Annotated in this window: 22 protein-coding genes; 10 read left to right on the top strand and 12 right to left on the bottom strand. The window is 71.7% G+C overall.

Annotation, left to right across the window (positions count from 1 at the left end; all coding sequences use genetic code 11):
- Nucleotides 1-36 precede the first annotated feature (36 nt).
- Both ACFY1U_RS25210 and ACFY1U_RS25205 read left to right on the top strand, forming a co-directional pair.
- Nucleotides 37-1,152, top strand: coding sequence for a caspase family protein (locus ACFY1U_RS25210; RefSeq protein ID WP_390696373.1), 1,116 nt, complete (start codon nucleotides 37-39; stop codon nucleotides 1,150-1,152).
- 430 nt (nucleotides 1,153-1,582) lie between these two features.
- Nucleotides 1,583-3,295 (top strand): HEXXH motif domain-containing protein, encoded by a 1,713-nt coding sequence (locus tag ACFY1U_RS25205; protein WP_390696372.1) that lies wholly within the window; start codon nucleotides 1,583-1,585, stop codon nucleotides 3,293-3,295.
- A 35-nt stretch (nucleotides 3,296-3,330) separates the two neighbouring features.
- Here ACFY1U_RS25205 and ACFY1U_RS25200 read toward each other — a convergent pair whose 3' ends face one another.
- From ACFY1U_RS25200 to ACFY1U_RS25190, 3 genes are read right to left on the bottom strand one after another with little or no spacing between them, the layout of a single operon-like run.
- Complete coding sequence (locus ACFY1U_RS25200; RefSeq protein WP_390696371.1) at nucleotides 3,331-4,230, bottom strand: hypothetical protein; 900 nt, start codon at nucleotides 4,228-4,230, stop codon at nucleotides 3,331-3,333.
- Nucleotides 4,227-4,499 (bottom strand): hypothetical protein, encoded by a 273-nt coding sequence (locus ACFY1U_RS25195; protein WP_390696370.1) that lies wholly within the window; start codon nucleotides 4,497-4,499, stop codon nucleotides 4,227-4,229. Before ACFY1U_RS25195 ends, ACFY1U_RS25200 begins: the two co-directional genes overlap by 4 nt.
- Nucleotides 4,500-4,537: 38 nt before the next feature.
- Entirely contained in the window at nucleotides 4,538-5,707 is a 1,170-nt protein-coding gene (locus ACFY1U_RS25190; RefSeq protein ID WP_390696369.1) for an SPFH domain-containing protein, read from the bottom strand.
- A gap of 132 nt (nucleotides 5,708-5,839) precedes the next feature.
- On the opposite strand from ACFY1U_RS25190, the gene ACFY1U_RS25185 reads away from it, so the two are divergent.
- The gene (locus ACFY1U_RS25185) at nucleotides 5,840-7,063 is read left to right on the top strand and encodes an arginine deiminase (RefSeq protein ID WP_390696368.1); all 1,224 of its coding nucleotides are present in this window, start codon (nucleotides 5,840-5,842) and stop codon (nucleotides 7,061-7,063) included.
- A gap of 62 nt (nucleotides 7,064-7,125) precedes the next feature.
- Nucleotides 7,126-8,133, top strand: coding sequence for an ornithine carbamoyltransferase (argF, locus tag ACFY1U_RS25180; RefSeq protein WP_390696367.1), 1,008 nt, complete (start codon nucleotides 7,126-7,128; stop codon nucleotides 8,131-8,133).
- Nucleotides 8,134-8,148: 15 nt separating this feature from the next.
- On the opposite strand, the gene ACFY1U_RS25175 is transcribed toward argF, so the two are convergent.
- Nucleotides 8,149-8,607: an ATP-binding protein gene (locus ACFY1U_RS25175; RefSeq protein ID WP_390696366.1), complete on the bottom strand. Its 459-nt coding sequence runs from the start codon at nucleotides 8,605-8,607 to the stop codon at nucleotides 8,149-8,151.
- Between the two features lie 299 nt (nucleotides 8,608-8,906).
- On the opposite strand from ACFY1U_RS25175, the gene ACFY1U_RS25170 reads away from it, so the two are divergent.
- Together ACFY1U_RS25170 and ACFY1U_RS25165 are read left to right on the top strand one after the other, a co-directional pair.
- Entirely contained in the window at nucleotides 8,907-9,734 is an 828-nt protein-coding gene (locus ACFY1U_RS25170; protein WP_390696365.1) for an enoyl-CoA hydratase family protein, read from the top strand.
- 7 nt (nucleotides 9,735-9,741) lie between these two features.
- Nucleotides 9,742-12,009, top strand: coding sequence for a bifunctional salicylyl-CoA 5-hydroxylase/oxidoreductase (locus tag ACFY1U_RS25165; RefSeq protein WP_390696364.1), 2,268 nt, complete (start codon nucleotides 9,742-9,744; stop codon nucleotides 12,007-12,009).
- Between the two features lie 34 nt (nucleotides 12,010-12,043).
- Here the strand turns inward: ACFY1U_RS25165 and ACFY1U_RS25160 are convergent, their stop codons facing one another.
- Together ACFY1U_RS25160 and ACFY1U_RS25155 are read right to left on the bottom strand one after the other, a co-directional pair.
- Nucleotides 12,044-12,856 carry a PaaX family transcriptional regulator C-terminal domain-containing protein gene (locus ACFY1U_RS25160; protein ID WP_390696363.1) on the bottom strand — a complete coding sequence of 271 codons (813 nt, stop codon included), beginning with the start codon at nucleotides 12,854-12,856 and terminating at the stop codon, nucleotides 12,044-12,046.
- Nucleotides 12,857-12,871: 15 nt separating this feature from the next.
- On the bottom strand, nucleotides 12,872-14,464 hold the full coding sequence (locus tag ACFY1U_RS25155; RefSeq protein ID WP_390696362.1) for an AMP-binding protein: 1,593 nt from the start codon (nucleotides 14,462-14,464) through the stop codon (nucleotides 12,872-12,874).
- Nucleotides 14,465-14,586: 122 nt separating this feature from the next.
- Between ACFY1U_RS25155 and ACFY1U_RS25150 the strand changes: the two genes are divergently transcribed.
- Both ACFY1U_RS25150 and ACFY1U_RS25145 read left to right on the top strand, forming a co-directional pair.
- Nucleotides 14,587-15,735, top strand: coding sequence for an acyl-CoA dehydrogenase family protein (locus ACFY1U_RS25150; RefSeq protein ID WP_390696361.1), 1,149 nt, complete (start codon nucleotides 14,587-14,589; stop codon nucleotides 15,733-15,735).
- On the top strand, nucleotides 15,732-16,130 hold the full coding sequence (locus ACFY1U_RS25145) for a RidA family protein (protein WP_390696360.1): 399 nt from the start codon (nucleotides 15,732-15,734) through the stop codon (nucleotides 16,128-16,130). Before ACFY1U_RS25150 ends, ACFY1U_RS25145 begins: the two co-directional genes overlap by 4 nt.
- A gap of 9 nt (nucleotides 16,131-16,139) precedes the next feature.
- Here ACFY1U_RS25145 and ACFY1U_RS25140 read toward each other — a convergent pair whose 3' ends face one another.
- Nucleotides 16,140-16,334 (bottom strand): DUF5999 family protein, encoded by a 195-nt coding sequence (locus ACFY1U_RS25140; protein WP_390696359.1) that lies wholly within the window; start codon nucleotides 16,332-16,334, stop codon nucleotides 16,140-16,142.
- A gap of 225 nt (nucleotides 16,335-16,559) precedes the next feature.
- Between ACFY1U_RS25140 and ACFY1U_RS25135 the strand changes: the two genes are divergently transcribed.
- Both ACFY1U_RS25135 and ACFY1U_RS25130 read left to right on the top strand, forming a co-directional pair.
- Entirely contained in the window at nucleotides 16,560-17,018 is a 459-nt protein-coding gene (locus tag ACFY1U_RS25135; protein ID WP_390696358.1) for a DUF6299 family protein, read from the top strand.
- Between the two features lie 92 nt (nucleotides 17,019-17,110).
- On the top strand, nucleotides 17,111-17,956 hold the full coding sequence (locus ACFY1U_RS25130; RefSeq protein ID WP_390696357.1) for a PaaX family transcriptional regulator C-terminal domain-containing protein: 846 nt from the start codon (nucleotides 17,111-17,113) through the stop codon (nucleotides 17,954-17,956).
- Nucleotides 17,957-18,006: 50 nt separating this feature from the next.
- On the opposite strand, the gene boxB is transcribed toward ACFY1U_RS25130, so the two are convergent.
- The 5 genes from boxB to modA form a co-directional block, all read right to left on the bottom strand.
- On the bottom strand, nucleotides 18,007-19,428 hold the full coding sequence (gene boxB / locus ACFY1U_RS25125; protein WP_390696356.1) for a benzoyl-CoA 2,3-epoxidase subunit BoxB: 1,422 nt from the start codon (nucleotides 19,426-19,428) through the stop codon (nucleotides 18,007-18,009).
- A 4-nt stretch (nucleotides 19,429-19,432) separates the two neighbouring features.
- The gene (gene boxC, locus ACFY1U_RS25120; RefSeq protein WP_390696355.1) at nucleotides 19,433-21,091 is read right to left on the bottom strand and encodes a 2,3-epoxybenzoyl-CoA dihydrolase; all 1,659 of its coding nucleotides are present in this window, start codon (nucleotides 21,089-21,091) and stop codon (nucleotides 19,433-19,435) included.
- Nucleotides 21,092-21,191: 100 nt separating this feature from the next.
- Nucleotides 21,192-22,277, bottom strand: a complete 1,086-nt coding sequence (locus ACFY1U_RS25115) for an ABC transporter ATP-binding protein (RefSeq protein WP_390696354.1) — start codon at nucleotides 22,275-22,277, stop codon at nucleotides 21,192-21,194.
- Complete coding sequence (modB, locus tag ACFY1U_RS25110) at nucleotides 22,274-23,128, bottom strand: molybdate ABC transporter permease subunit (protein ID WP_390696353.1); 855 nt, start codon at nucleotides 23,126-23,128, stop codon at nucleotides 22,274-22,276. Before modB ends, ACFY1U_RS25115 begins: the two co-directional genes overlap by 4 nt.
- Nucleotides 23,125-23,949, bottom strand: coding sequence for a molybdate ABC transporter substrate-binding protein (gene modA, locus ACFY1U_RS25105; protein ID WP_390696430.1), 825 nt, complete (start codon nucleotides 23,947-23,949; stop codon nucleotides 23,125-23,127). The genes modB and modA overlap by 4 nt, the downstream gene beginning before the upstream one ends.
- Nucleotides 23,950-23,987: the final 38 nt, after the last annotated feature.

The raw sequence follows: 23,987 nt of genomic DNA, 5'->3' as shown, positions 1-23,987 counted from the left end.
TCCCGCCGTGTACCGATACACCGTGGAGCGCATGTCATGACAACCGTCGCCCCCTCGCGGGTGCACGCTCTCATCGTCGGGATCGAACAGTACGAAGCCGGGGCGTCCTGGGCGCTGCCGGGGCCCGCCCGGGACGCCGTACGTTTCTGGCGGCTGTTGCGGGACGCCGGCGTGCCGCATTCCCAACTTCGGCTGCACCTATCCCCGTTGGCACCGTACGACCCGGGAGTGCAGTACGCGGCCGCCGACCGGGCCACGCTGAGACGGGTCCTGGTCCGGGAACTGTCCGTGGCCGACGGTGACCTCCTGTGGGTGTGGTGGGGCGGGCACGGGGTGCTGGACCGGACCGGGCGGCTCAGGCTGTTCTGTGCGGACGCCAGCAACGCCGACAAGGTGGGCATCGACCTGGACTCCGCACTCGCTCGATTCGCGGGCGACGCCGTGCGTGGTCTGAGCGACCAGACGTGGATCGTGGACGCCTGCGAGACTTTCGAGGAGGATCTCGCCTTGCAGGAGGCGCTGCCCGCTGACGCGCTGCCCGTGGGGCGGCCGAATCACGCACACCGGCAGACGGTGCTGCGCGCCGCCGGACGGGGCCGGGGCGCGGTCAACGACCCCGTCCGGGCCACCGGTCTGTTCTCGGACCTGCTGCTCGGGCTGCTGGCCGAGCGGGCGGAGGCGCTACCGCTGCCCCCCGACCCGGAGGCACTGTTCGCGGCGGTCCAGGCTCGTATCGCCACCCTCAGAGAAGAGGGCCGTACTCTTCAGCACCCTGAGATCCGGCTCCAGAGCCCCGACCGCACCGAGGTCCTTCCCCCGGCGGGACCGCCCGCCGTGGCGAGGCCGCTCTCGGCACTCTTGCGGGCCGTGGAGGCTCTGCTCGCCTATCCTCTGACGGCCGACCCCACCGAACGGCAGACGGTCGTGGCCGTGTTGAATCCCCGAGTAACCGCCAACCTGGCCCGTCACAACAGGGCTCGTACGGATGTCGTCAACATTCTCGGCGGGCTGGCGAGGCGGCACCCCGAGGCGCTGTGGGATTTGTTCGACGCGGTGGTCGCAGTGGACGGCGATCCCGCACGGAAGGACGAACTCAAGGTCGCGCTGGTCGAGTTGGAGGCCGCTTACGTACGCTCCCACGGCCGCGAGTGAGCGGTGGTGTGATCGTGTAGTTTCTGCCCTGGACGCAATTGGCCATGATGGAGCTGCGGGGCATCGCGTGCCACCGTGCGAGAAGGGGGAGCATCTTGGATCAGCCGCCCGCTCTGCACCATGCCGTAACCGCCGCATCTGAACCGGCCGTAGTCCTGCCGGAGACCGACGTTTGGGAATCGGACTTGGCAGACCTGGCCGGGCTGCCCCTGAGCGCCTTGGACGGTCTCGCCGCCCTGCCACCCTCGACGCGCCTGCTGACCGAAGTGCTGCGCGCGCGCAGCAGCATGTGGTCGGGCGAAGGGCCTGGCGGCGCCAGAGCCGACTAGGGTCTCCTTCGGTACAGATGCGTGCCGTGACCCCGCCACGCCCGATCGATCCGAAAGGCAGGCCCCCGCACGTTCGCCCACCCGACCGGAGGCCCGAGACGATGACCAGCGAGCAGGACTGCGCTCCCTTCCGCATGCCGGACCGGCTCTTCGCGGAACTGGCCGCTGGAGGGGGTTCGGCCGAGGCCATCGCCTTTCTCGAGCGGGTTGAACGGGCACGCCGTCTGTTGCTGCTGCGTACCCTCCTCGATCGTCTCGGGACGCTGTCCACGCCGCTCACACCGGTCACCGAGGCCTGGGGTGTGCTGAAGGAGGCGGCCGAGAAGGCGCCCCGGGCGGTCGACGACCTGCTGCTCGCCCCGGCGACCGGCGGCTGGATCGCTCACATGTTGCGCCGGGTACACGGTACGGCGACTGGGCCGCCGCTGTGGCTGGAGGCCGGGCACTTGTGTGCGCTGGCGCTCTCGGCGTCCCTGCAGGCCGGCACGGAAGCCGCCCTCGACGTCCCGCTCACCGGTGGGCGGTTGCCCATTCCCGGCCTCGGACTGCTTCAACTGCCGGGCGCAGACGAGGACTCGACGGTCGGTCGGGCCGTGGCGAGCAGAGGAGAGCTGACCGTCACGGGGCCGGGACCGGCGGGCAGCACAGTTCGGGTGACCTGTCGGCCGGCCAGCGCGGGGGGCAGGGCGTATTCGCCGCAATTCGGACCGGAGCCCGACGCATGGGTGCCGTCGCGCACTTTGACGCATCGGGGTTCCGACGGCACGGTCAACGCCATCGCCCTCGACGACCTCGATCCCTACCGTGACCTCGACGACCACCTGCCGCCGGCCCGGCTCGACGAGGACGAGGCACGTGAGTGGCAGCGCCTGTTCGGCGAGGCCGCGCGGATCCTCGTGCATCCGGACGGGACGGGGCCCGGGCGGGTCGATCCCGCCATGGTCCGGGCGATCGTGCCCCTCGGACGCACCACGGTGAACCCGCCCCCGCCGCCCTTTGTCCAGGTGTCGGCATCCAGTGGCGACTCCTTCGCAGGGATGCTGGTCGCCCGTCCGGGCTCCGCGCTCGCTCTCGCCGAAACCCTGGTGCACGAACTTCAGCACAGCAAACTGGCCGCCCTGCTGCATCTGTTCCCCCTGCTGGAGGACGACCGTGCCGAACGCTTCTACGCCCCCTGGCGCACCGACCCGCGTCATCTCACCGGTCTGCTGCACGGCTTGTACGCCTTCACCGGTGTCGCCGGCTTCTGGCGGGACCGGCTGGCCGGTGCCGAGGGTGCCGAAGCGGCTGACCGGGCCGCCTACTTCTTCGCGCTGCGTCGTCTGCAGAGCCGGCTCACGGCGCGCACCCTGCTGACCAGCGGGCGGCTCACGGCGCAGGGCCGTGCCGTCGTCTCGGGGCTTACCCGGGTCCTGGACGGGTGGTTGCGCGAGCGGGTGTCGGCGGCCGCGCTGGCTCGCGCCCGCACCGCCGCCGTCCTGCACCGCACCGAGTGGCGGCTGCGCAATGTGGCCGCCTCGGGCGGTGGATCGTCGGACTTGGGCTTCCGGCCGGACCGCACCCCCTGGCCGGACGTGTGCACCTACGCCTTCGCCGCGCGCCCCGCCGTTCCGCGCACCGCGGACGAGTACCTCGCCTCGGGGGACCCGGGCGCCGCGTGTGTCCGATACGCCGACCTGCTGGCCGACGATCCCACCGAACCGCACGCCCTGGCGGGCTGGATCGTCGCCCGCGCCCTTCTCGAGCCGGGCCACACCGCCCGCCGAACTCTGGCCCGGCCGGAGGAACTGCTCCAACCGCAGCCTCGTGCCTGACCGCGGGCAAGGAGGGTCGGTGCGGCCGCGCACCGCTAGCCGATCAGCCGCAGTGATGTCCCAGCCACCCCCACCCGCACCGACTGTCCCCACGTCAGCTCCAGCGCGTCCGTCTCCATCCCGTCCCCGAACGCGACCAGCCGTTCGGACTCGACGGTGAGACAGAGGCGTGTCGAGGCGGTGAGCTGGCCCAAGACGTGGGTTGTGCCGGTGCTCGGGGAAGGCCAGGCCTCGCGGACGAACCAGAGGAGGCGAGTCTCCGTCGGGCCGGGCAGCCGCAAACCCCCGCCCCGCTCCCGCCACACCGACCCGATCCACCCGGTCCCCCCGGTTCCCGTCCCCACCAGCACCCCGGATGAAGCCTGGGCCTCGACGACACCCCCGTCGCCCTCGAGGCCCAGGCGGTATCTGGCCGTCTGATGTCCGGCGGCGCCCAGGTAGATCTCGTTCAGCGCGACGAGCCGCTGCGTGTCGTCGGCGATCGCCTCGACCATCGTCAGTTCGTCCACACCGGTACGGGGTGCGAGTGCTGCGGGCAGCAGGGTGGCCGCGTCCGCCGGGTGGTGCCGTACTAGGACGCCGGGGTTGCGGCCGGGGTCGGTGTCGATGCCCACGACCGGCTGCCCCGCCAGGTACTTGGCGACATTCGCCACCAGTCCGTCCTGACCGACCACGACCACGACGTCCTCCGGCGCGAACAGGAACCGGTCCAAGTCGCCTCGCTCGACCCTGCTCTGACGCCACGTCAACGGGATCGCCGAGGTCACCTCCGCGAGCGCTCGCCGGGTCCGCCGGTGCCGTTCGGCGACCTCCTCGATGTCCCGCCCACGGGAGGAGAGAAAGAAGGCGGCCTGCCCATGGGTGCCGTGATGGGCCACCAACTCCTCGTACTCGGTGGTCCGATGGATGAGGACGACCCTGGGTGCGAGGCTCACGCGGGGCGCTCCGGGGAGGCGCCGGGCTGGTCGAGCGACTCCACCGGTGCGACGAAGCACCACAGCCGCTTCGCACCTCGGCCCGCACCCAGGAGCCCGGGTGACTCGGCCGACCGCAGACTGCCATGCTCGGCACCCTGGCCCGCACCCCGGAACGCGGACACGTCGGCCGCCGGCAGGCTGCCGACCGGGCCGGCTCCGGACGATCCGGCCCGCTCGGCTTCCGGGATCACTCCCTCGCCAGCGCCGAGCCGCAAGTCGTCGGCCAAGTCGGCTCCGGGCGATCTCGCCCGCCCGGCCTCCGCGATCACTCCCGCTCCCCGGTGCCGAGTTTGGCCAGCAATCCCGTAAGTACATCCGGCGAGATGGTCACGCTGTCGATGTTCGGCAGGTTCTCCGCCAGCCGGGTCCCGGCGAGGGCGTGCAGGGTCGCGACGTCCACGTCGGCATGCACCCGCAGCCAGGCCGCCTGCGCCTGAGCCCGCGCCTCCCCGACCTCACGTGCGCCTTCGGCCTCCGCCCGCGCCAGCCGGACGGACCGTACCGCCTCGGCATCGGCCATCCGCACCGTCCGCGCCGCCTCCGCCTCCGCCAGCCGCTCGGTACGCCGCGCCTCGGCGTCCGCGAGCTGCACGGACCGCGTGGCCTCCGCGTCGGCCAGCCGCAGTGAGCGGTCCGCCTCCGCCTGAGCCAGCTTCACCGTCCGCGCCGCCTCCGCCTCGGCCCGTACCGCGTCCGCCGCCGCGTGCTCCTCGGCCTCCCGGCGGGCGTTGGTGCCGCGCTGCTCGACCAACTGCTCCTCGCGGCGGGCGAGTTCGATCTGGCTGGCCAGTTCGTTCTCGGCGATCGCCCGCTCCCGCTCGACGGCCACGGCCCGCCGCTCGTACGTCGCCCGGTCCGCATCCTGCTGGATCTGCTCGCGGGCGGGTGTGCGCAGGGCCCGCTCCACCTCCGGCTCCGGACGCAGCGCCACCACACGGACGGCGACGACCTCGATGCCGGTCGCCGGCAGCCGGGGCTCGGCACCCAGCCCGGCCGCGACCCGCTCCCGTACCGCCGCCACCCCGTCGACCAGCGCCGACGACAGTGACGTACGAGCGAGGACGTCCAGCGCGTGCTGCTGGGCCGTCTCCGTCAGCAGCGTCCCCAGCTGCTCCAGCGGCGCGCCCCGCCACACCCCCGTGTCCGGGTCGACGGAGAAGTCGAGACGGGCGGCGGCGAGCGCCGGGTCGCTGATCCGGTACGTCACCGTCGCCTGCACCGCCACGTCCTGGAAGTCCGACGTACGGGCATGGAAGGTCATCGCCAACTCACGGTCGTCCACCGGGACTTCGGAGAGCGCCGCGGTCAGTGCGCGGAACCAGAAGCTGAGCCCCGGGCCGTCGTGCAGCAGCTTCCCCGCGCGCTGGTGCCGGATGTGCGCCGTCGGTGCCCCGCGCAGATGGCGCCAGCCCAGACGCCGTGTGATGTCGGCCATCGAACCCCCTCGTTTCTCGTCCGTTCGACGATAACCGCCGCAAGCGTTTATCGTCAAGGGGACGAAAACAAGAAGATGAAGAAACCGGTCGACCAGCGGGTCAAGCAGGCCCCCGGTGGTCAGGATGGAGGCATGGGAATGCATGTCGACTCCGAGGCCGGGCGGCTGCGCCGCGTCATACTCCACCGGCCGGATCTCGAGCTCAAAAGGCTCACCCCCAGCAACAAGGACGCCCTCCTCTTCGACGACGTGCTCTGGGTGCGCCGCGCACGCGCCGAGCACGACGGTTTCGCCGACGTCCTGCGTGACCGCGGGGTCGCCGTCCATCTCTTCGGTGACCTGCTCACCGAGGCCCTGGAGGTCCCGGCGGCCAGAACGCTCGTCCTGGACCGGGTCTTCGACGAGAAGGAGTACGGCGTCCTCGCCACCGACCACCTCAGAGCCGCCTTCGAGACCCTCCCCGCCCAGGAGCTGGCCGAGGCCCTGGTCGGCGGCATGACCAAACGCGAGTTCCTGGACGCCCACGCGGAGCCCACCTCCGTCCGCTTCCACGTCATGGACCTCGACGACTTCCTCCTCGCGCCGCTCCCCAACCACCTCTTCACCCGCGACACCTCCGCCTGGATCTACGACGGTGTCGCCGTCAACGCCATGCGCTGGCCGGCCCGTCAGCGCGAGACGGTCCACTTCGAGGCGATCTACCGCCACCACCCCCTCTTCCGTGACGAGGACTTCCGCGTCTGGTCCGAGGGGCAGGCCGACTACCCGTCCACGATCGAGGGCGGGGACGTCCTCGTCATCGGCAACGGCGCCGTCCTGATCGGCATGAGCGAGCGCACCACCCCGCAGGCGGTGGAGATGCTGGCGCACAAGCTGTTCGAGGCCGGCTCCGCGCAGACGATCGTGGCCCTCGACATGCCGAAGCGGCGTGCCTTCATGCACCTCGACACCGTGATGACGATGGTCGACGGCGACACCTTCACCCAGTACGCGGGCCTCGGCATGCTCCGCTCGTACACCATCGAGCCGGGCGCCGGAGACAAGGAGCTCAAGGTCACCGACCACCCGCCGGAGCACATGCACCGCGCGATCGCCGCCGCCCTCGGTCTGAGCGAGATCCGCGTCCTGACCGCCACCCAGGACGTGCACGCCGCCGAGCGCGAGCAGTGGGACGACGGCTGCAACGTCCTCGCCGTCGAGCCGGGCGTGGTCGTCGCCTACGAACGCAACGCCACCACCAACACCCATCTGCGCAAGCAGGGCATCGAGGTCATCGAGATCCCCGGCAGCGAACTGGGCCGGGGCAGGGGCGGCCCGCGCTGTATGAGCTGTCCCGTCGAACGGGCTGCCGTATAGAAATGCAATTCCTCGTATAGACTTCCAGCGGTACAACGTCCCCGCATTCCTGGAGCGCCCCCATGGCGACAGTCCCGACCGCCCTCGCCGGCCGCCACTTCCTCAAGGAGCTCGACTTCTCCCAGCAGGAGTTCCTCGGCCTGATCGAGCTGGCCGCCGAGCTGAAGGCCGCCAAGAAGGCCGGGACCGAGACGCAGTACCTGCGGGGCCGGAACATCGCGCTCATCTTCGAGAAGACCTCGACGCGTACGCGCTGCGCCTTCGAGGTCGCCGCCGCCGACCAGGGCGCCTCGACGACCTACCTCGACCCCTCCGGCTCGCAGATCGGGCACAAGGAGTCCGTGAAGGACACCGCGCGCGTGCTGGGCCGGATGTACGACGCGATCGAGTACCGCGGGCACGGGCAGGGCGTCGTCGAGGAACTGGCCGCGTACGCGGGGGTCCCCGTCTACAACGGCCTCACCGACGAGTGGCACCCCACCCAGATGCTCGCCGACGTGCTCACCATGACCGAGCACGGCGACAAGCCGCTCAACGAGACGGTCTTCGCCTACCTCGGCGACTCCCGTTACAACATGGGCAACTCCTACCTGGTCACCGGCGCCCTGCTCGGCATGGACGTCCGGATCGTCGCGCCCCGGGTGCTGTGGCCGGACGAGACGATCGTCGAGGTGGCCCAGCAGCTCGCCGCAGCCTCCGGCGGCCAGGTCACCCTCACCGAGGACGTGAAGGAGGGCGTGCGCGACGCCGACTTCGTCGCCACCGACGTCTGGGTGTCGATGGGGGAGCCCAAGGAGGTCTGGGACGAGCGCATAGCGCTGCTCGGCCCCTACGCCGTGACCATGGACGTGCTGCGCGCCACCGGCAACCCCGACGTGAAGTTCATGCACTGCCTGCCGGCCTTCCACGACCTCGGCACACGCCTCGGCCGAGAGGTCCACGAACGGCACGGCCTCACGGAGCTGGAGGTCACCGACGAGGTGTTCGAGTCGGAGCACTCCGTGGTCTTCGACGAGGCCGAGAACCGTATGCACACGATCAAGGCGGTCCTGGTGGCGACGCTGGCCTGACGCCCGGCGTGGCGCTCAGGCGGAACGTCGCTGCCGGGGCACCGTGGGCAGCCGGAACCACACGGCCTTCCCCGACTCCGTCGGCCGGTGTCCGCAGGACGAGCTGAGCGCCCGGATCAGCAGCAGCCCGCGCCCGTGTTCCTGCCAGGGGTCGGGCGGCTCGGTGCCCGGCCAGGTGAGATCGAACGGCGGTACCGGGTCGGGGTCGTGCACCTCGACCCGGCAGCCGCTCGGCAGCAGTTCGACCACGAGCTCTATCGGCGAGTCGCCGTCGACGGTGTGCTCCACGGCGTTCGCGACCAGCTCCGCCGTGAGCAGTTCCGCGGTGTCGCAGTCGGCCCCGTGCTCCAGCTCGGCCAGCGCCGTGCGCACGAGTGCACGGGCGACGGGCACGGCCGCGGCGGAGTGCGGCAGTGCGATGCGCCAGGAGGCGGCGGACGCGGAGGGGCGGTCGTACAAGGCGGGTCCGTTCATGAGCAGGCTGTCCTGCTTTCAACTTTTACGAATGGTACGGCGCCGCCCGACGAGAGGCCCGGCGGGCACCGTGCGGGACCTTCGGCCCCGCTGACGGGCGGCTTACCCGTAGCAACGGCTTGCCTCGCGGCGCCGCTCCCGCCGTAGCCGCTCTGTCGACGAGCCGTGACAGATGTGACCGAGGCGGGTCATATCCGGCCAGCTCTATCGCGCCATCATGACGACAGTCACGGATGGGTGATAGCTTCGAAGGGTAGAGCTCAGTGAGGCAGCGCCCGCCCCCGAGGAGGCCGCACGTCATGAGTCCCTTCACCGGCTCCGCCGCCCGCACCTCCGACTGGCGGCATCTGCGTGTGGAGCACGCCGACGGGGTCGCCACGGTCACCCTCGCCCGCCCCGAGAAACTCAACGCGCTCACCTTCGGCGCCTACGCCGACCTGCGCGATCTGCTCGCCGAACTCTCCCGCGAGCGGTCGGTACGGGCGCTGGTCCTGGCCGGCGAGGGCCGCGGCTTCTGCTCAGGCGGCGACGTCGACGAGATCATCGGCGCGACCCTGTCCATGGACACCGCCCAGCTCCTCGACTTCAACCGGATGACCGGCCAGACCGTGCGGGCGATACGGGAGTGCCCGTTCCCGGTGATCGCGGCGGTGCACGGGGTCGCGGCGGGCGCCGGGGCGGTCCTCGCCCTGGCGGCGGACTTCCGCGTCGCGGACCCGTCCGCCCGTTTCGCGTTCCTGTTCACCAGGGTGGGCCTCTCCGGCGGCGACATGGGTGCGGCGTATCTGCTGCCGAGGGTCGTCGGCCTGGGCCACGCGACCCGCCTGCTGATGCTGGGCGAACCGGTCCGCGCCCCCGAGGCGGAACGCATCGGCCTCATCAGCGAACTGACCGACGAGGGCCGCGCGGACGAGGCGGCACAGGACCTGGCCCGCCGCCTGGCCGACGGCCCGGCCCTGGCACACGCCCAGACAAAGGCCCTTCTCACGGCCGAGCTGGACATGCCACTGGCGGCATCGGTCGAACTGGACGCCTCGACCCAGGCGCTGCTGATGAACGGAGAGGACTACGCGGAGTTCCACGCGGCGTTCACGGAGAAGCGGCCGCCGAAGTGGCAGGGGAGGTGAGACCGCCATGCGTGTCGCGATCATCGGCGGAGGCCCCGGCGGCCTGTACGCCGCCGCCCTCCTGAAACGACTGGACCCGCAGCGCGACATCACGGTGTGGGAACGCAACGCCCCCGACGACACCTTCGGCTTCGGCGTCGTCCTGTCCGACGAAACCCTCGGCGGCATCGAACACGCCGACCCCGTCGTCTACGAGGCCCTGCAAAAACACTTCACCCGATGGGACGACATCGACATCGTCCACCGAAGCACCCGCCAGACCTCCTCAGGACACGGCTTCGCCGCCCTCGGCAGAAAACGCCTCCTGGAGATACTCCACGACCGCTGCCGAGACCTGGGCGTCGAACTGCGCTTCCGTTCGGAAGCGCCCTACCCCGACTGGCTGGCACAGTCGTACGACCTCGTCATCGCCGCCGACGGAGTCAACAGCACCACCCGCGAGGCCTACGCCGACGTGTTCCGCCCCCAGGTGGCCACCCACCACTGCCGCTACATCTGGCTCGCCGTCGACTTCGCCTTCGACGCCTTCCGCTTCGAGATCGCCGAGACCGAACACGGCGTGATGCAGCTGCACGGCTATCCGTATGCCCCCGATGCCTCCACGGTGATCGTCGAGATGCACGAGGACGTGTGGCGCGCCGCCGGTTTCGAGGAGCTCGACGAGACGGAGTCCGTCGAACGCTGCGCCAAGATCTTCGCGGAAGCGCTCCGCGGCCGCCCGCTGCGCTCCAACAAGTCGGCGTGGACCACGTTCCGCACGGTCGTCAACGAGCGCTGGTCCCACGGCAACGTGGTCCTGCTCGGCGACGCCGCCCACACCGCCCACTTCTCCATCGGCTCCGGCACCAAGCTCGCCGTCGAGGACGCCCTCGCACTCGCCGCCTGTCTGGAGGAACAGCCGACACCGGCCGAGGCGCTCGCGGCCTACGAGGAGGAACGCAAACCCGTCGTCGCCTCCACCCAGCGCGCGGCCCGCGCCAGCCTGGAGTGGTTCGAGAACCTGGGGCTCTACCTCGACCAGCAGCCCCGCCAGTTCGCCTTCAACCTGCTCACCCGCAGCCGCCGCGTCACCCACGACAACCTGCGGCTGCGCGACGCCCGCTTCACCGGAGCCGTGGAGCGCGAGTTCGGCTGCCCGCCCGGTACGCCGCCCATGTTCACGCCGTTCCGGCTGCGCGGTCTGACCCTGCGCAACCGGGTCGTGGTCTCGCCCATGGACATGTACTCGGCGGTCGACGGCGTCCCCGGCGACTTCCACCTCGTCCATCTGGGCGCACGGGCGCTCGGCGGCGCCGGCCTGGTGATGACCGAGATGGTGTGCGTCAGCGCGGAGGGCCGGATCACCCCCGGCTGCACTGGCCTCTACACCGGACGGCAGGCCGAGTCCTGGAAACGGATCACCGAGTTCGTGCACGCCCGGTCGCCCGGCACCGCGATCGGTGTGCAGCTCGGCCACTCCGGCCGCAAGGGCTCGACCAGGCTGATGTGGGAGGGCATGGACGAACCGCTGCCCGAGGGCAACTGGCCCCTGGTGGCCGCCTCACCGCTGCCGTACAAGCCGGGCAGCCAGACCCCGCGTGAGCTGACCCGCGCCCAACTCACCGACATCCGCGAGCAGTTCTCCGCCGCCGCCTGGCGGGCCGCCCGCGCCGGCTTCGACCTCCTCGAACTCCACTGCGCCCATGGTTATCTGCTCTCCGGCTTCCTCTCCCCGCTCACCAACCGCCGCACCGACGCCTACGGCGGCTCGCTGGAGAAGCGGCTCCGCTTCCCGCTGGAGGTCTTCGACGCGGTACGCGCGGTGTGGCCCGAGGAGAAGCCCATGACGGTCCGTATCTCGGCCACCGACTGGGCGGAGGGCGGTACGACGGCCGAGGACGCCGTCGAGATCGCCCGCGCCTTCGCCGCCCACGGCGTCGACGCCATCGACGTGTCGACCGGGCAGGTCGTGGCCGACGACCACCCGGAGTTCGGGCGCTCGTACCAGACGCCGTACGCCGACCGCATCCGCCACACCACCGGCCTCCCCGTGATCGCGGTCGGCGCGATCTCCTCCTGGGACGACGTCAACTCCCTGATCCTGGCCGGGCGCACGGACCTCTGCGCCCTCGCCCGCCCCCACCTCTACGACCCGCACTGGACCCTGCACGCGGCGGCCGAGCAGGGCTACGACGGCCCCGGCGTCGTCTGGCCGGCCCCCTACCGAGCGGGCAGCCGCCGCCCCCAGACCGGCCGCACGGACGCCCCCAGACCCCGTCTGACACTGGAGACCTGACGGAGCACGCCGTCACGCGCGAGGGCCTCGGGGGTCATACGCCCGCGAACTCGGCCCCCGCGTCCCTCAGCCGCGCATGCAGCTCCCGGAAGACGGCCGCCGAGCGGGCGCCGGGCCAGTCCTCGGGGAGGAGGCGGGCGGGCAGGCCGGGGTCGGTGTAGGGGAGGTGGCGCCAGGAGTCGAGGGCGAGGAGGTAGTCGCGGTAGGCCTCCTCGGGCGGGGTGTCCGCCCGGTGCTCCCACTCGTGCAGCACGGGCGCGTGCCGGTCGAGGAAGGCCTCGTGCTCCTTGGCGATCGCGGCCAGGTCCCACCAGCGGGCGACCGCCTCCTCGGTCGCCGCGAACCCGAGGTGGTCGCCGCGGAACAGGTCGACGTACGGGTCGAGGTGCAGCCGCTGGAGGGTGTGCCGGGTCTCCTCGTAGAGCCGGGCGGGAGCGATCCACACCCCGGGGGTCGCCGTGCCGAACCCGAGCCCGGCCAGCCGTGAGCGCAGCACATGCCGTTTCTGCCGCTCCGACTCCGGCACGGAGAACACGGCGAGCACCCAGCCCTCGTCCTCGGGCGGGGCGGTGGAGTAGATGCGCCGGTCGCCGTCGTCGAGCAACTGGCGGGCGTCCGGCGACAGTTCGTACCCGGCCGCGCCCTGCGCCGTACGGGCCGGCAGCAGCAGTCCGCGGCGTTTGAGGCGGGAGACCGACGAGCGCACCGAGGGTGCGTCCACACCGACCGCGGCGAGCAGCCGGATCAGTTCGGCGACGGGCACGGGGCCCGGCGCGAAGCGGCCGTACGCGCCGTAGAGCGTGACGATGAGAGACCGTGGTGCATGCTGGTCGGACACGTTGATCATCTTAGGTCTTCGGCATCAGTGCTGGTCACCTTCGGTGCGCAGTCTGAAGCGCTGCAGCTTGCCGGTGGCCGTGCGGGGCAGGGCGTCCAGGAAGACGATCTCGCGGGGGCACTTGTAGGGCGCAAGCTCGGACTTGACGAAGCCGCGCAGGGCCTCGGCGTCCCGCCCGGCGCCCTCCTTGAGGACGACATACGCCACGACGACCTGCCCGCGCGCCTCGTCGGGCCGTCCCACGACGGCCGCCTCCACCACGTCCGGGTGGCGCAGCAGGGCGTCCTCCACCTCGGGTCCCGCGATGTTGTACCCGGCCGAGATGATCATGTCGTCGGCGCGGGCGACATAGCGGAAGTAGCCGTCGCTCTCGCGGACGTATGTGTCACCGGTGACGTTCCAGCCGTCGCGTACGTAGACGCGCTGGCGCGGGTCGGTGAGGTAGCGGCAGCCGACGGGCCCGCGCACCGCGAGCAGCCCCGGCCGGCCGTCGGGCACGGGCCGGCCGTTCCCGTCCTGCACGCGCGCCTGCCAGCCGGGCACGGGCACACCCGTCGTGCCGGGTCTGATGTGCTCGTCGGCCGCGGAGATGAAGATGTGCAGCAGCTCGGTGGCGCCGATGCCGTTGATGATGCGCAGTCCGGTCCGCTCGTACCAGGCCTGCCAGGTGGCGGCGGGCAGGTTCTCGCCGGCCGAGACGCAGCGGCGCAGGGACGAGGTGTCGTGGGCGTCGAGCTCGTCGAGCATCGCGCGGTAGGCCGTCGGGGCGGTGAACAGCACGGAGACCCGGTGCTCGGCGACCGCCGCCAGCAGCTGCCGGGGATGGGCCTGTTCGAGCAGGAGCGCGCTGGCGCCGGCCCGCATCGGGAAGACGACAAGACCGCCGAGCCCGAAGGTGAAGCCGAGCGGGGGGCTGCCCGCGAAGACGTCGTCCGCCTGGGGCCGCAGCACATGCTTGGCGAAGGTGTCGGCTATGGCGAGCACATCCCGGTGGAAGTGCATGCACCCCTTGGGGCGGCCGGTCGTACCCGAGGTGAACGCGATCAGCGCGACGTCGTCGGCCGCCGTCGCGACGGTCGGGTACGGGGTGTCGGGCGCCGGGCGGTGCAGGAGGTCGTCGGGGGCGTCGCCGCCGTACGTGGTGATCTGCAGGCCCGGTATCTCGGCCTTGGCGAGGTCGTCGACGGCGCGTATGTCGCACAGGGCGTGCCGGATCAGCGCCATGTCGCAGATGACCTCCAGCTCGTGCGGCCGCTGCTGGGCCAGCACGGTGACCGCGATCCCGCCCGCCTTCAGCACCGCCAGCCAGCAGGCCGCGAGCCAGGGCGTGGTCGGGCCGCGCAGCAGGACGCGGTTGCCGGGGAGGAGGCCGAGGTCCCCGGTCAGTACATGGGCGATGCGGTCGACGCGGGCCCGCAGATCGCCGTACGTCCACGAAGGCCCGGCCGGGGTGTGGAACACGGGGCGGCCCGGGTCGGCGTGGTCCAGCAGCTCGGCGGCGCAGTTCAGCCGATCGGGGTAACGCAGTTCCGGCAGGTCGAACCGGAGCTCCGGCCACTCTTCGGGCGGCGGGAGGTGATCGCGCGCGAAGGTGTCGACGTGGGCCGAGACGTTCATGGCGGTGCGCCCCCTTGCCGTTGTGGGCGTCCTGGTGGGCTCGTTCGAGCGTATCGTGTTGGTGACGACAGTCAACGGTGCGCGATATCGTCGAGAGGTCACGTCGAGAGAGGGGACCGCCAATGCCCGCATTCTCGCTCGATCCCGCACAAACCGCCTGGTGTGCCGAGCTGCGCTCCCTCGCCGCCGACCGGCTGCGCCCGCTCGCGGAGAAGGCGGAGAGGGGCGAGCCGGGGCGCGTCAACCGCCCGCTGGTCGCCGAGCTCGGCCAACTCGGCCTCCTGGAGCGGCTGTTCACCTCGGGGGCCCTCGACCTCTGTCTGATGCGGGAGTCCCTCGCGTACGCCTGCACGGAGGCGGAGACGGCCCTCGCGCTGCAGGGGCTGGGCGCCCATCCGGTCCATGCGTACGGCACGCCCGCCCAGCGGGAGCGCTGGCTGCCCCGGGTGAGTGAGGGCAGCGCGGTCGCCGCGTTCGCGCTGAGCGAGCCGGGGGCGGGATCGGATGCGGCGGCGCTGTCGCTGACCGCCCGTCCGGACGGCCCCGGCCGCTGGCGGCTCACCGGCGAGAAGTGCTGGATCTCCAACGCCCCCGAGGCCGACTTCTGCACCGTCTTCGCGCGCACCACCCCCGGCGCCGGCGCCCGCGGCGTGACCGCCTTCCTGGTGCCCGCCGACCGTCCCGGCCTGACCGGCAGGGCCCTCGACATGCTCTCGCCGCACCCCATCGGCGCCCTCGACTTCGACGCCGTGCCCGTCACCGTCGACGATGTGCTCGGTGAGGCCGACCGCGGGTTCCGGGTCGCCATGGGAACCCTCAATCTGTTCCGCCCGAGTGTCGGCGCGTTCGCGGTCGGCATGGCGCAGGCAGCGCTGGACGCGACCCTCGCGCACACCGCTCGGCGGGACGCGTTCGGCGGCAAGCTGAAGGACCTGCAGACGGTTGCCCACCAGGTCGCCGAGATGGCGCTGCGCACCGAGGCGGCCCGCCTCATGGTGTACGCGGCGGCGACGGCGTACGACGAGAACGCCGCCGACGTCCCGAAGCGTGCGGCGATGGCGAAGCTGCTCGCCACCGAGACCGCGCAGTACGTCGTCGACCAGGCCGTCCAGCTGCACGGCGCCCGCGCCCTGCGCCGCGGCCACCTCCTCGAACACCTCTACCGCGAGGTGCGCGCGCCCCGTATCTACGAGGGCGCGAGCGAGGTCCAGCGGGGCATCATCGCGAAGGAGTTGTACGCGGACGCGGAGACCCTGGAGGCACCCCAGTGAGCACCGAGCGCGTCAACCCGCCCGATCTCTCCCCGCCCGCGGGCTTCTCCCACGCCGTCGTCGCCATCGGCACCCGCGTCGTCTTCCTGGCCGGTCAGACCGCGCTCGACACGGACGGCAAGGTCACCGGCGACACCCTCCCCGCCCAGTTCGAGCGGGCCCTCACCAACCTCCTCACCGCCCTGCGCGCGGCGGGCGGCACCCCCGCGGACCTCGCCCGCGTCACGGTCTACGCCACCGATGTCGCCGCCTACCGCACCCACGCCCCCGAACTGGGGCGCCTCTGGCGGGAGCTGGCGGGCCGTGACTACCCGGCGATGGCGGTCGTGGAGGTCGTACGCCTGTGGGACGAGGAGGCGATGGTGGAGCTGGACGGGTTCGCCGTCCTGCCCTAGGCGTGCCGATCAGGCGGCGACGGCGAGCCGCTCGGCCGGTGCCCGGTGCGGTGCGACGGCCCTGCCGTCGGGTGTCAGCTCGCCGCTGTCGTCGAACACGATCCCGCCGTCGCACAGGAGGCTCCAGCCCTGCTCGGGGTGGGCGGCGACGACGTGCACGGCGAGCTCGTCGAAGGAAGGGCACGAAGTCTGGTGGGAACACATGGCGCACCTCCACGTCGGTCGGGACCGTCCGCCGGTCCCCATGGACAGACCATGCTCCCGTGCCGAACTCATCGGAACGGCCGGGCGTGAAGCGTGACAACATGCGGACAACTCCAGGACGGTTCCACGACCGTCGGTGCGGACTCGCCACCGAGTGGGTGACGGTCACGGCCCGGGGCGTGTCCGCCGGGTACCAGTGGAAGCCCCACCTACAGGAGGTTTCCGATGTTCAAGCGTCCCGCCCTGGCCCTCGCCGCCGGTGCCGCCCTGCTCCTGCTCGCCGCCCCCGGCGTGACCGCGGCCCCGCACAGGGCCACGGAGCTGGAGGAGACGGTGACCGTCGACCCGACAGGCCACATCTCCGCGGACGGCACCGTCACCCTCTCCGGCACCTACCGCTGCACGGACAGCGCGGGCGCGGCCTTCATCAGCTCCTCCGTGAGCACGACGAAGGCCTCCGCGACCCATGGCACCTCGACCCTGATCCAGGGCATCGGCGGCACGGTCGCCGTGTGCGACGGGGTGACACACCGCTGGGAGAACACGAGCAGACCGTCCCCGGCCATCGGCCCGGGCAAGGTCAGTGTCGAGGCCACCGTCGCGGAACTCCGCTTCGAGGGAATCCTGCCGCTGCCGCGCATCCACGCCGACGAGCGGCACGAGGTCACCCTGACCAAGGCCTGAGCGCCGCCCGTGCGCGCCGCCGGACGCCCGGCGGCGCGCACGGGCACGACACTCTACGGATTGTTCGCGCTGCGACAAGATATTGTGTAGGCATGGCGAAGGACGCGTCCGCACGGCCGGTGGTCAGCCGGCGCCGGGAGGTCGGTGACACGAGCGCGCGGTCACTGCTGATGACCGTGCTCGGCGAGTACGTCCTGCCCCACGGTCGCCCGGTGTGGACGTCCGCCCTGGTCGAGGCCCTGGCGCTGTTCGGAGTCGAGGAGAAGTCGGCGCGTCAGGCGCTCGCCCGCACGGCCGCGGAGGGCTGGCTGGCCTCGGAGCGGGTGGGCCGCCGGGTGCGCTGGGCGCTCACCCCGCCCGGGCGGCGGCTGCTGACCGAGGGCGCGCAGCGCATCTACGACTTCGGCAGCGGGGAGCGCGTCTGGGACGGCACCTGGCTGGTGGTCCTCGTCTCCGTACCGGAGGCCAAGCGCGACCTGCGCCACCGCGTCCGCACCCGGCTCAGCTGGGCCGGCTTCGGCTCCCCGGAGCCCGGGGTGTGGATCACGCCCCGTACCGACCGTGAGGCGGAGGCGCTCGGCGTCCTGAAGGAACTGGGACTGGCCGACGGCGCGATGTCCTTCACCGCGGCCTACGGCGCCGTGGGCAGCGAGGCCGCCATGGTCGCCCGGGCCTGGGACCTGAGCGAGGTGGAGGAGCGGTACGAGGCGTTCATCGACGAGTTCACCGGCCTGCACCCGGCGGACGGCGACGCCGTCCTGCACGACCTCACCAAGCTGGTGCACGAATGGCGCCGCTTCCCCTTCCTCGACCCGCGCCTGCCCCCGAAGCTGCTGCCCACGGGCTGGAGCGGCGCCCGGGCGACGGAGCTGTTCCATGGCAGGCGTGCCGAGTGGACCACCGCGGCGCAGCGGCGCTGGGAGGAGCTCGAAGGCTAGCTCCGCCGGGAGTGTCGCGGGGGCCGTCGATCGTCTGCGTCAAGGCCGCCTCACACCAGTCGGACGTACTCGTAGTCGAACGGTTTGCCGTTGATGCCGTTCACCGGCGGGGCCACCCAGCTCGCGATCTTCCCGCGCTCGTACACCAGCTGCATCAACGACCGTACGAACGCCAGGTCCTCGGTGGTCGGCAGCCAGTGCCGGCGGCTCGCCTCCCAGGTCTCCTCCTCGACGATGGTGCCGTCGGGTGTGATGTGGTGTCCGGCGGCGAGGCCGACGTGCCGGTTGAAGCCGGGATGCGGGAGCTGCAGCCGGAAGTCGATGCCGTGCTCCTCCAGGATGCGGTTCCAGCGGTTGACGCCGGTCCTGCAGTCGGCGATGTACTCGTCGCGCAGATCGAGATTGAGGGCGAGCAGGGCCGGGACCTCGTCGGCCGCCCAGGTCCCGTCCCCGGCCGGCCTGTCCAACCGGACGCCGTCCTCGGTGAGTTGGTGGTCGTCCGTGCGCCGCTCCTCCTGCCAGCGGCCCTTGAGCCCCGCCGTGTAGTAGTTGGCCGCGTTGGTGGAGGTCTCGCTGCCGAACAGGTCCAGGGACACCGTGTAGTGGAAGTTGAGGTACTTCTGGATGACGCCGAGCGGGATGCCGCCGCACGCGGCGATGTCCAACGTGTCGTGCTCGCGGGAGAGCTGGGCGCTCCTGGTGACCACCCGGTCGACGCCCGTCGTCCCGACCATCATGTGGTGCGCCTCCTCCTTCAGCATGAAGGTGCAGGTCCGCGACAGCGGGTCGAAGGCGCTCTCCTTCAGCGAACCGAGCTGGTACTTGCCGTCCCGGTCGGTGAAGTACGTGAACATGTAGAAGGCGAGCCAGTCGGCGGTCTCCTCGTTGAACGCGCCGAGAATGCGCGGCGAGTCGGGGCTGCCGGAGTTGCGGTGCAGCAGCGCCTCGGCCTCCTCACGGCCCTCCCGGCCGAAGTACGCGTGCAGGAGGTACACCATCGCCCACAGGTGCCGCCCCTCCTCCACGTTGACCTGGAAGAGGTTGCGCAGGTCGTACAGGCTCGGCGCGCTCAGCCCCAGCAGGCGCTGCTGCTCCACCGAGGCCGGTTCGGTGTCGCCCTGGATGACGATCAGCCGCTGCAGATCGGCCCGGTACTCACCGGGCACCTGCTGCCACACCGGTTCCCCCTGGTGCTCGCCGAAGGCCACGCGCCGGTCGGGGGTGGGCTCCGCCAGGAAGATGCCCCACCGGTAGTCGGGGACGTTGACGTGGTCGAAGTGCGCCCAGCCGTCCCGGCCGACCGACACGGCCGTACGCAGATACACGCCGTGGTTCTCCAGGGCGGGGCCCATCTCGCCCCACCAGTCGAGGAACTTCGGCTGCCAGCCCTCCAGGGCGCGCCGCAGCCGGCGGTCGTCGGCGAGGCCGACATTGTTGGGGATCCTGGAGTCGTAGTCGATGTCCGTGGGCATCGGGTCACACCCGCTTCCGGTCGTGGACCGCCCGCCGCCCGGTGCCGTACCGGCGCAACGCGCCTTCCGGACCCGAGGCGCCCGGGCGTGCGAAGATCCAGTTCTGCCAGGCGCTGAGCCGACCGAAGATCTTGGTCTCCATGGTTTCCGGTCCGACGAACCGGTGGTTGGCCTCCATCCCGGTCAGCGCGTCCGGGCTCAGCGCCGCCCGCTGCTCCAGGACGAGACGGACCTCGTCCTCCCAGTCGATGTCGTCGGGTGCGTCGGTGACGAGACCCAGCTCGCGCGCCCGGGCTGCGCTCAGCGGCTGCCCGGCCTCCCGGTGCAGCCAGTCGAGGTGGTCGTCCCGGCCGTAGAAGCGGGACTGGAGCCGCGACAGCCCGTTGCCCATGGGGAAGACTCCGAAGTTGGCCGCGGACAGGGTGAGTCGGGCTCTCGCCCTGCTGTCCGGGTCGTCGATCGGCGGCCCGTCCAGCATGTACTGCAGATCGCAGGCCAGGGCGAGCTCGAGCAGCAGCCCGGCGAAGCAGCCGCCCGGCTCGATCAGCGCGACGAGACTGCGGCTGGTGACGTCCAGCCGCTTCAGGGTGCGCTTGTAGTAGTGCAGGATCTCGTTCGCGAGCCAGTGGTCCCTCGTGCTCAACAGCCGCTGTTCATGGGCGAGTACGAGCTCCGGGTCGCCCTCGGTGCGCAGGACCCAGGTGCCCGGCTCGGGCTCGTTCGTCCTCAGATGCAGGATCACGTCGTCGAGTTCGCGGGTGAGGGTGAGCAGCCAGCCCTCCCCGCTGTCGTCGTCGGGCCCTCGTACGGTGAGGTGGACGACCCCGGCCGGACGGTCGAACTCGGCGCGCACGTACCGGTGGAAGACCCCGTGCTCATTGATCTCCCGTGCCAGCGGGGCGAGTGCGATGCCGTGGGTGTCCGCCGGACGGGAATTGCGGGCAGCCGCCTCCCTCGCCCGCTGCTCGACGACCGCACGGAACTCCCGCCGTGGCACGACCTCGTCCACCAGCCGCCAGTCCACCGCCGTCTTGCCCCGCACACCGTCACTGCGGGTGGCGAAGACATCGGCCAGGTCCCTGCGCACCCGGCGCTTGTCGGTCAGCCGGGTCAGCCCGCCGGTGCCGGGCAGCACCCCGAGGAGCGGCACCTCGGGCAGCGCCACCGCCGAGGAGTTGTCGTCGATCAGCAGGATCCGGTCGCAGGCCAGCGCGAGCTCGTAACCGCCGCCCGCGCACGACCCGTTGACGGCGGCGATGAAGGTGAGGCCCGAGTGCTCGGAGGCGTCCTCCATGGCATTGCGGGTCTCGTTGGTGAACTTGCAGAAGTTCACCTTCCACGCGTGCGGGGAGGTGGCGAGCATCCGGATGTTCGCCCCGGCGCAGAACACCTTCTCCCTGGCGCTGGTCAGCACCACCGCCCGCACCTCGGGGTGCTCGAACCGCAGCCGCTGCAGCGCGTCGTACAGTTCGATGTCCACGCCAAGGTCGTAGGAGTTCAGCTTCAGCTCGTACCCCGGAACGAGCCCGCCCTGCTCGTCGACGTCCAGCTCCAGCCAGGCGACCGGCCCGTCGGTCCGCAGCTTCCAGTGCCGGTACGTCTCCGGGCTCCGGTCGAAGGACACCACCACCATGCCGAGCGCCTCCTCGCGCCGCAGGGGCACCTGCCGATACCGAAATCCTCTACAGAAGGGCGGAAGGCCGTCAAGGTTCAGTAGAACAAAAGCCTGGCGGTGTCGCGGGCGCTCGAGGCCTCGGTGGCCCTCAGGCGGGATAGGCGTGCGTCTGAGCCGCCTTCACCGCCGCCCAGACCGTGGCGCCGGGGTGCAGGTCGAGTTCCGCCGCGGCGACGGTGGTGAGGTCGGCGGCGAGGGGGAGTTCGCCGGTGAGGGCGGCGCGGATCTGGTCGCCGTGGGTCTCCAGGCCCGCCACCTCGCCACGCCAGAGGTTGCGGGCGCTGGCGCCGGTGGGGCGGTCCCGGTAGAGGGTGACCGCGCTGGGCGGGAAGGCCACGAAGACGGGGCCGGTGAGGTCCTCTTCCGTCGTGATGCCGGGGCCGCCGTCGAGGCGGACCGTGTGGCCTTCGGCCTCTCCTCGGTAGAGGTTCAGGCCGACCAGGTGGGCGATGTAGTCGGTGCGGGGGTGGCGGGCGATGTGCGCGGGGGTGCCCTCCTGGACGATGCGGCCGTCCTCGATGACGACCAGGTGGTCGGCCAGGACCATGGCGTCCAGGGGGTCGTGCGTGACGAGTACGGCGACGGCCTCGAAGTCGGCCAGGTGACGGCGGAGCTGGGCGCGCACGTCCAGGCGGGTGCGGGCGTCGAGGGCGGCCAGCGGTTCGTCGAGGAGCAGGAGGCGGGGGTTGGTGGCCAGGGCGCGCGCGAGTGCGACGCGCTGGGCCTGGCCGCCGGAGAGGCGGCGGGGTCTGGCCCCGGCGTGGTCGGCAAGGCCCATGCGTTCCAGCCATACGGCGGCCTGTGCGCGGGATTCGGCCTTGGTGGCGCCGTGGCAGCGCGGCCCGAAGGCCACGTTGTCCAGCGCGGTGAGATGCGGGAAGAGCAGGTAGTCCTGGAAGACGACGCCGACCGGGCGGGACTCGGGCGGCGTACGGTCCAACTCCTCGCCGTCCAGGCGCAGATGGCCGCCGGTGAGCGGCACGAGCCCGGCCAGGGCGCGCAGGGCTGTGGTCTTGCCGGCGCCGTTGGGGCCGAGGAGGGCGACGACGTCACCGGGTGCCGCGCTCAGCGTCACGTCGAGGCGGAAGGAGCCGCGCTCGACCCGCAGCCGGGCGTCGAGGCCCTCGCCGGTGCGGGTGGGGGCGCCCACGGTGGCCTTGTCGATGTCGGTCATGAGGGGGTCATCCAGCGGTCTCGCAGCCCCGCCAGCACGGCGATCGACACCGCCAGCAGGACCAGGCTGAGGGCGATCGCCGCCTCGGGGTCGTTCTGGAGGGCGAGGTAGACGGCGAGGGGCATGGTCTCGGTGCGGCCGGGGAAGTTCCCGGCGAAGGTGATCGTCGCGCCGAACTCACCGAGCGCACGGGCCCAGGCGAGCACGGCGCCCGCGGCGACGCCGGGGGCGATGAGCGGCAGGGTGACCCGGCGGAACGCGGTGAAGCGGGACGCACCGAGCGTGGTGGCCGCCTCCTCGTAACGCGGGTCGGCGGCGCGCAGGGTGCCCTCGACGCTGATGACGAGGAACGGCATGGCCACGAAGGCTTCGGCGACCACGACTCCGGCGGTGGTGAAGGGGAGGGTGACGCCGAACCAGGAGTCCAGCCACTTCCCCACGACCCCGTTGCGCCCGAGCGCCATCAGCAGCGCGACGCCACCCACCACCGGCGGCAGCACGAGCGGCAGGGTCACCAGGGCCCGTACGACACCGCGTCCCGGGAACTCGACGCGGGCCAGCAGCCAGGCCAGCGGCACCCCGAGCACCAGGCTCACCGCGGTCGCCGCCGTCGCGCAGACCAGGGAGAGCTGGAGTGCCTGCCACACCTCGGTGCTGGTCAGCAGGTCGGGCATGCTCCGCCACGGGGCCCTGATGAGCAGGGCGACGAGCGGCAGGACCAGAAACGCCAGGCCGATCAGCGCGGGAACGAGGAGAGGCAGCGGAGCACCGCCCCTGAGGACGCGGCGCCGCCGCGGGCCACCGCTCAGGGTGTCCGCGGCTGCGGCCTTGTCCGGGGAGGCAGCGGTCACGGCTTGAGGAACCCGGCCCCGGTCAGGACCTGCCGGCCCTCGGCGGACTGCACCAGGGCGATGAACGCCTTGGCCGCCGCGGCATTGGGCGCGTCCTTGAGCAGGGTGATCGGGTAGTCGTTGACGGCGTCGGCGGACTCGGGGAACTCCACGCCCTGCACCTTGCTGCCCGCCGCCTTCACATCGGTCTTGTAGACGACCGCGGCGTCGGCCTCCTTCAGCACCACCTTGTTCAGGGCGGACTTGACGTCCTGCTCGTAGGAGACCGGGGTGAGCTTCAGCTTGCTCGCGTCGAGTGCCTTCTGGGCGGCGGCGCCGCACGGCACCGTCTTGTCGCACAGCACGACCTTCAGCGAGGACTTGGTGAGGTCCTTGAGGGAGGCGACCTTGTCGGGGTTGCCCGGCAGGGTGGCGATCTCCAGCTGGTTGCGGACGAAGGTGGCCGGCGTGCCCACCGCGTCACCCTTGGCGGTCACGATCTTCATCGTCTTGGGGCTCGCCGCGGCGAAGACGTCGGCAGGGGCGCCGCCGGTGATCTGCGCGGCGAGGGTGTCGCTGCCACCGAAGCTGAAGGTCACCTTGGTGCCCGGGTGGGCCTTCTCGAACTCCTTGCCCAGCGTCGTGAAGCTCTCCTTGAGGGAGGCGGCGGCGAAGACGGTCACCGTCCCCGACAGCTTCGGCGACGAGGACGCCGACGCCGAGGTGTCGGACTTGGCGGAGTTCGGGTCGGAGGACGAACAGGCACTCAGGGCCAGCAGCGCGGCGGCGCTCACACCGGTCACCTGCAGCATCCGGCGGGTCCGACGCGCACAACGGGTCATCACGGGTCCACTCCCTCGAGGTCCTGACGGACCCAGCT

It is taken from the genome of Streptomyces sp. NPDC001351 (assembly GCF_042896045.1).
GTDB lineage: Bacteria > Actinomycetota > Actinomycetes > Streptomycetales > Streptomycetaceae > Streptomyces.
Note: the sequence above shows the minus strand (reverse complement) of the source record. Positions and strands in the feature narration are given on the sequence as shown.

Coding starts and splice junctions, on each gene's coding strand:
- ACFY1U_RS25210 (WP_390696373.1), top strand. CDS start 37: ATGACAACCGTCGCCCCCTCGCGGGTGCACGCTCTCATCGTCGGGATC.
- ACFY1U_RS25205 (WP_390696372.1), top strand. CDS start 1,583: ATGACCAGCGAGCAGGACTGCGCTCCCTTCCGCATGCCGGACCGGCTC.
- ACFY1U_RS25190 (WP_390696369.1), bottom strand. CDS start 5,707: ATGGCCGACATCACACGGCGTCTGGGCTGGCGCCATCTGCGCGGGGCA.
- ACFY1U_RS25185 (WP_390696368.1), top strand. CDS start 5,840: ATGGGAATGCATGTCGACTCCGAGGCCGGGCGGCTGCGCCGCGTCATA.
- argF (WP_390696367.1), top strand. CDS start 7,126: ATGGCGACAGTCCCGACCGCCCTCGCCGGCCGCCACTTCCTCAAGGAG.
- ACFY1U_RS25175 (WP_390696366.1), bottom strand. CDS start 8,607: ATGAACGGACCCGCCTTGTACGACCGCCCCTCCGCGTCCGCCGCCTCC.
- ACFY1U_RS25170 (WP_390696365.1), top strand. CDS start 8,907: ATGAGTCCCTTCACCGGCTCCGCCGCCCGCACCTCCGACTGGCGGCAT.
- ACFY1U_RS25165 (WP_390696364.1), top strand. CDS start 9,742: ATGCGTGTCGCGATCATCGGCGGAGGCCCCGGCGGCCTGTACGCCGCC.
- ACFY1U_RS25160 (WP_390696363.1), bottom strand. CDS start 12,856: ATGATCAACGTGTCCGACCAGCATGCACCACGGTCTCTCATCGTCACG.
- ACFY1U_RS25155 (WP_390696362.1), bottom strand. CDS start 14,464: ATGAACGTCTCGGCCCACGTCGACACCTTCGCGCGCGATCACCTCCCG.
- ACFY1U_RS25150 (WP_390696361.1), top strand. CDS start 14,587: ATGCCCGCATTCTCGCTCGATCCCGCACAAACCGCCTGGTGTGCCGAG.
- ACFY1U_RS25140 (WP_390696359.1), bottom strand. CDS start 16,334: ATGTGTTCCCACCAGACTTCGTGCCCTTCCTTCGACGAGCTCGCCGTG.
- ACFY1U_RS25135 (WP_390696358.1), top strand. CDS start 16,560: ATGTTCAAGCGTCCCGCCCTGGCCCTCGCCGCCGGTGCCGCCCTGCTC.
- ACFY1U_RS25130 (WP_390696357.1), top strand. CDS start 17,111: ATGGCGAAGGACGCGTCCGCACGGCCGGTGGTCAGCCGGCGCCGGGAG.
- boxB (WP_390696356.1), bottom strand. CDS start 19,428: ATGCCCACGGACATCGACTACGACTCCAGGATCCCCAACAATGTCGGC.
- ACFY1U_RS25115 (WP_390696354.1), bottom strand. CDS start 22,277: ATGACCGACATCGACAAGGCCACCGTGGGCGCCCCCACCCGCACCGGC.
- modA (WP_390696430.1), bottom strand. CDS start 23,949: ATGACCCGTTGTGCGCGTCGGACCCGCCGGATGCTGCAGGTGACCGGT.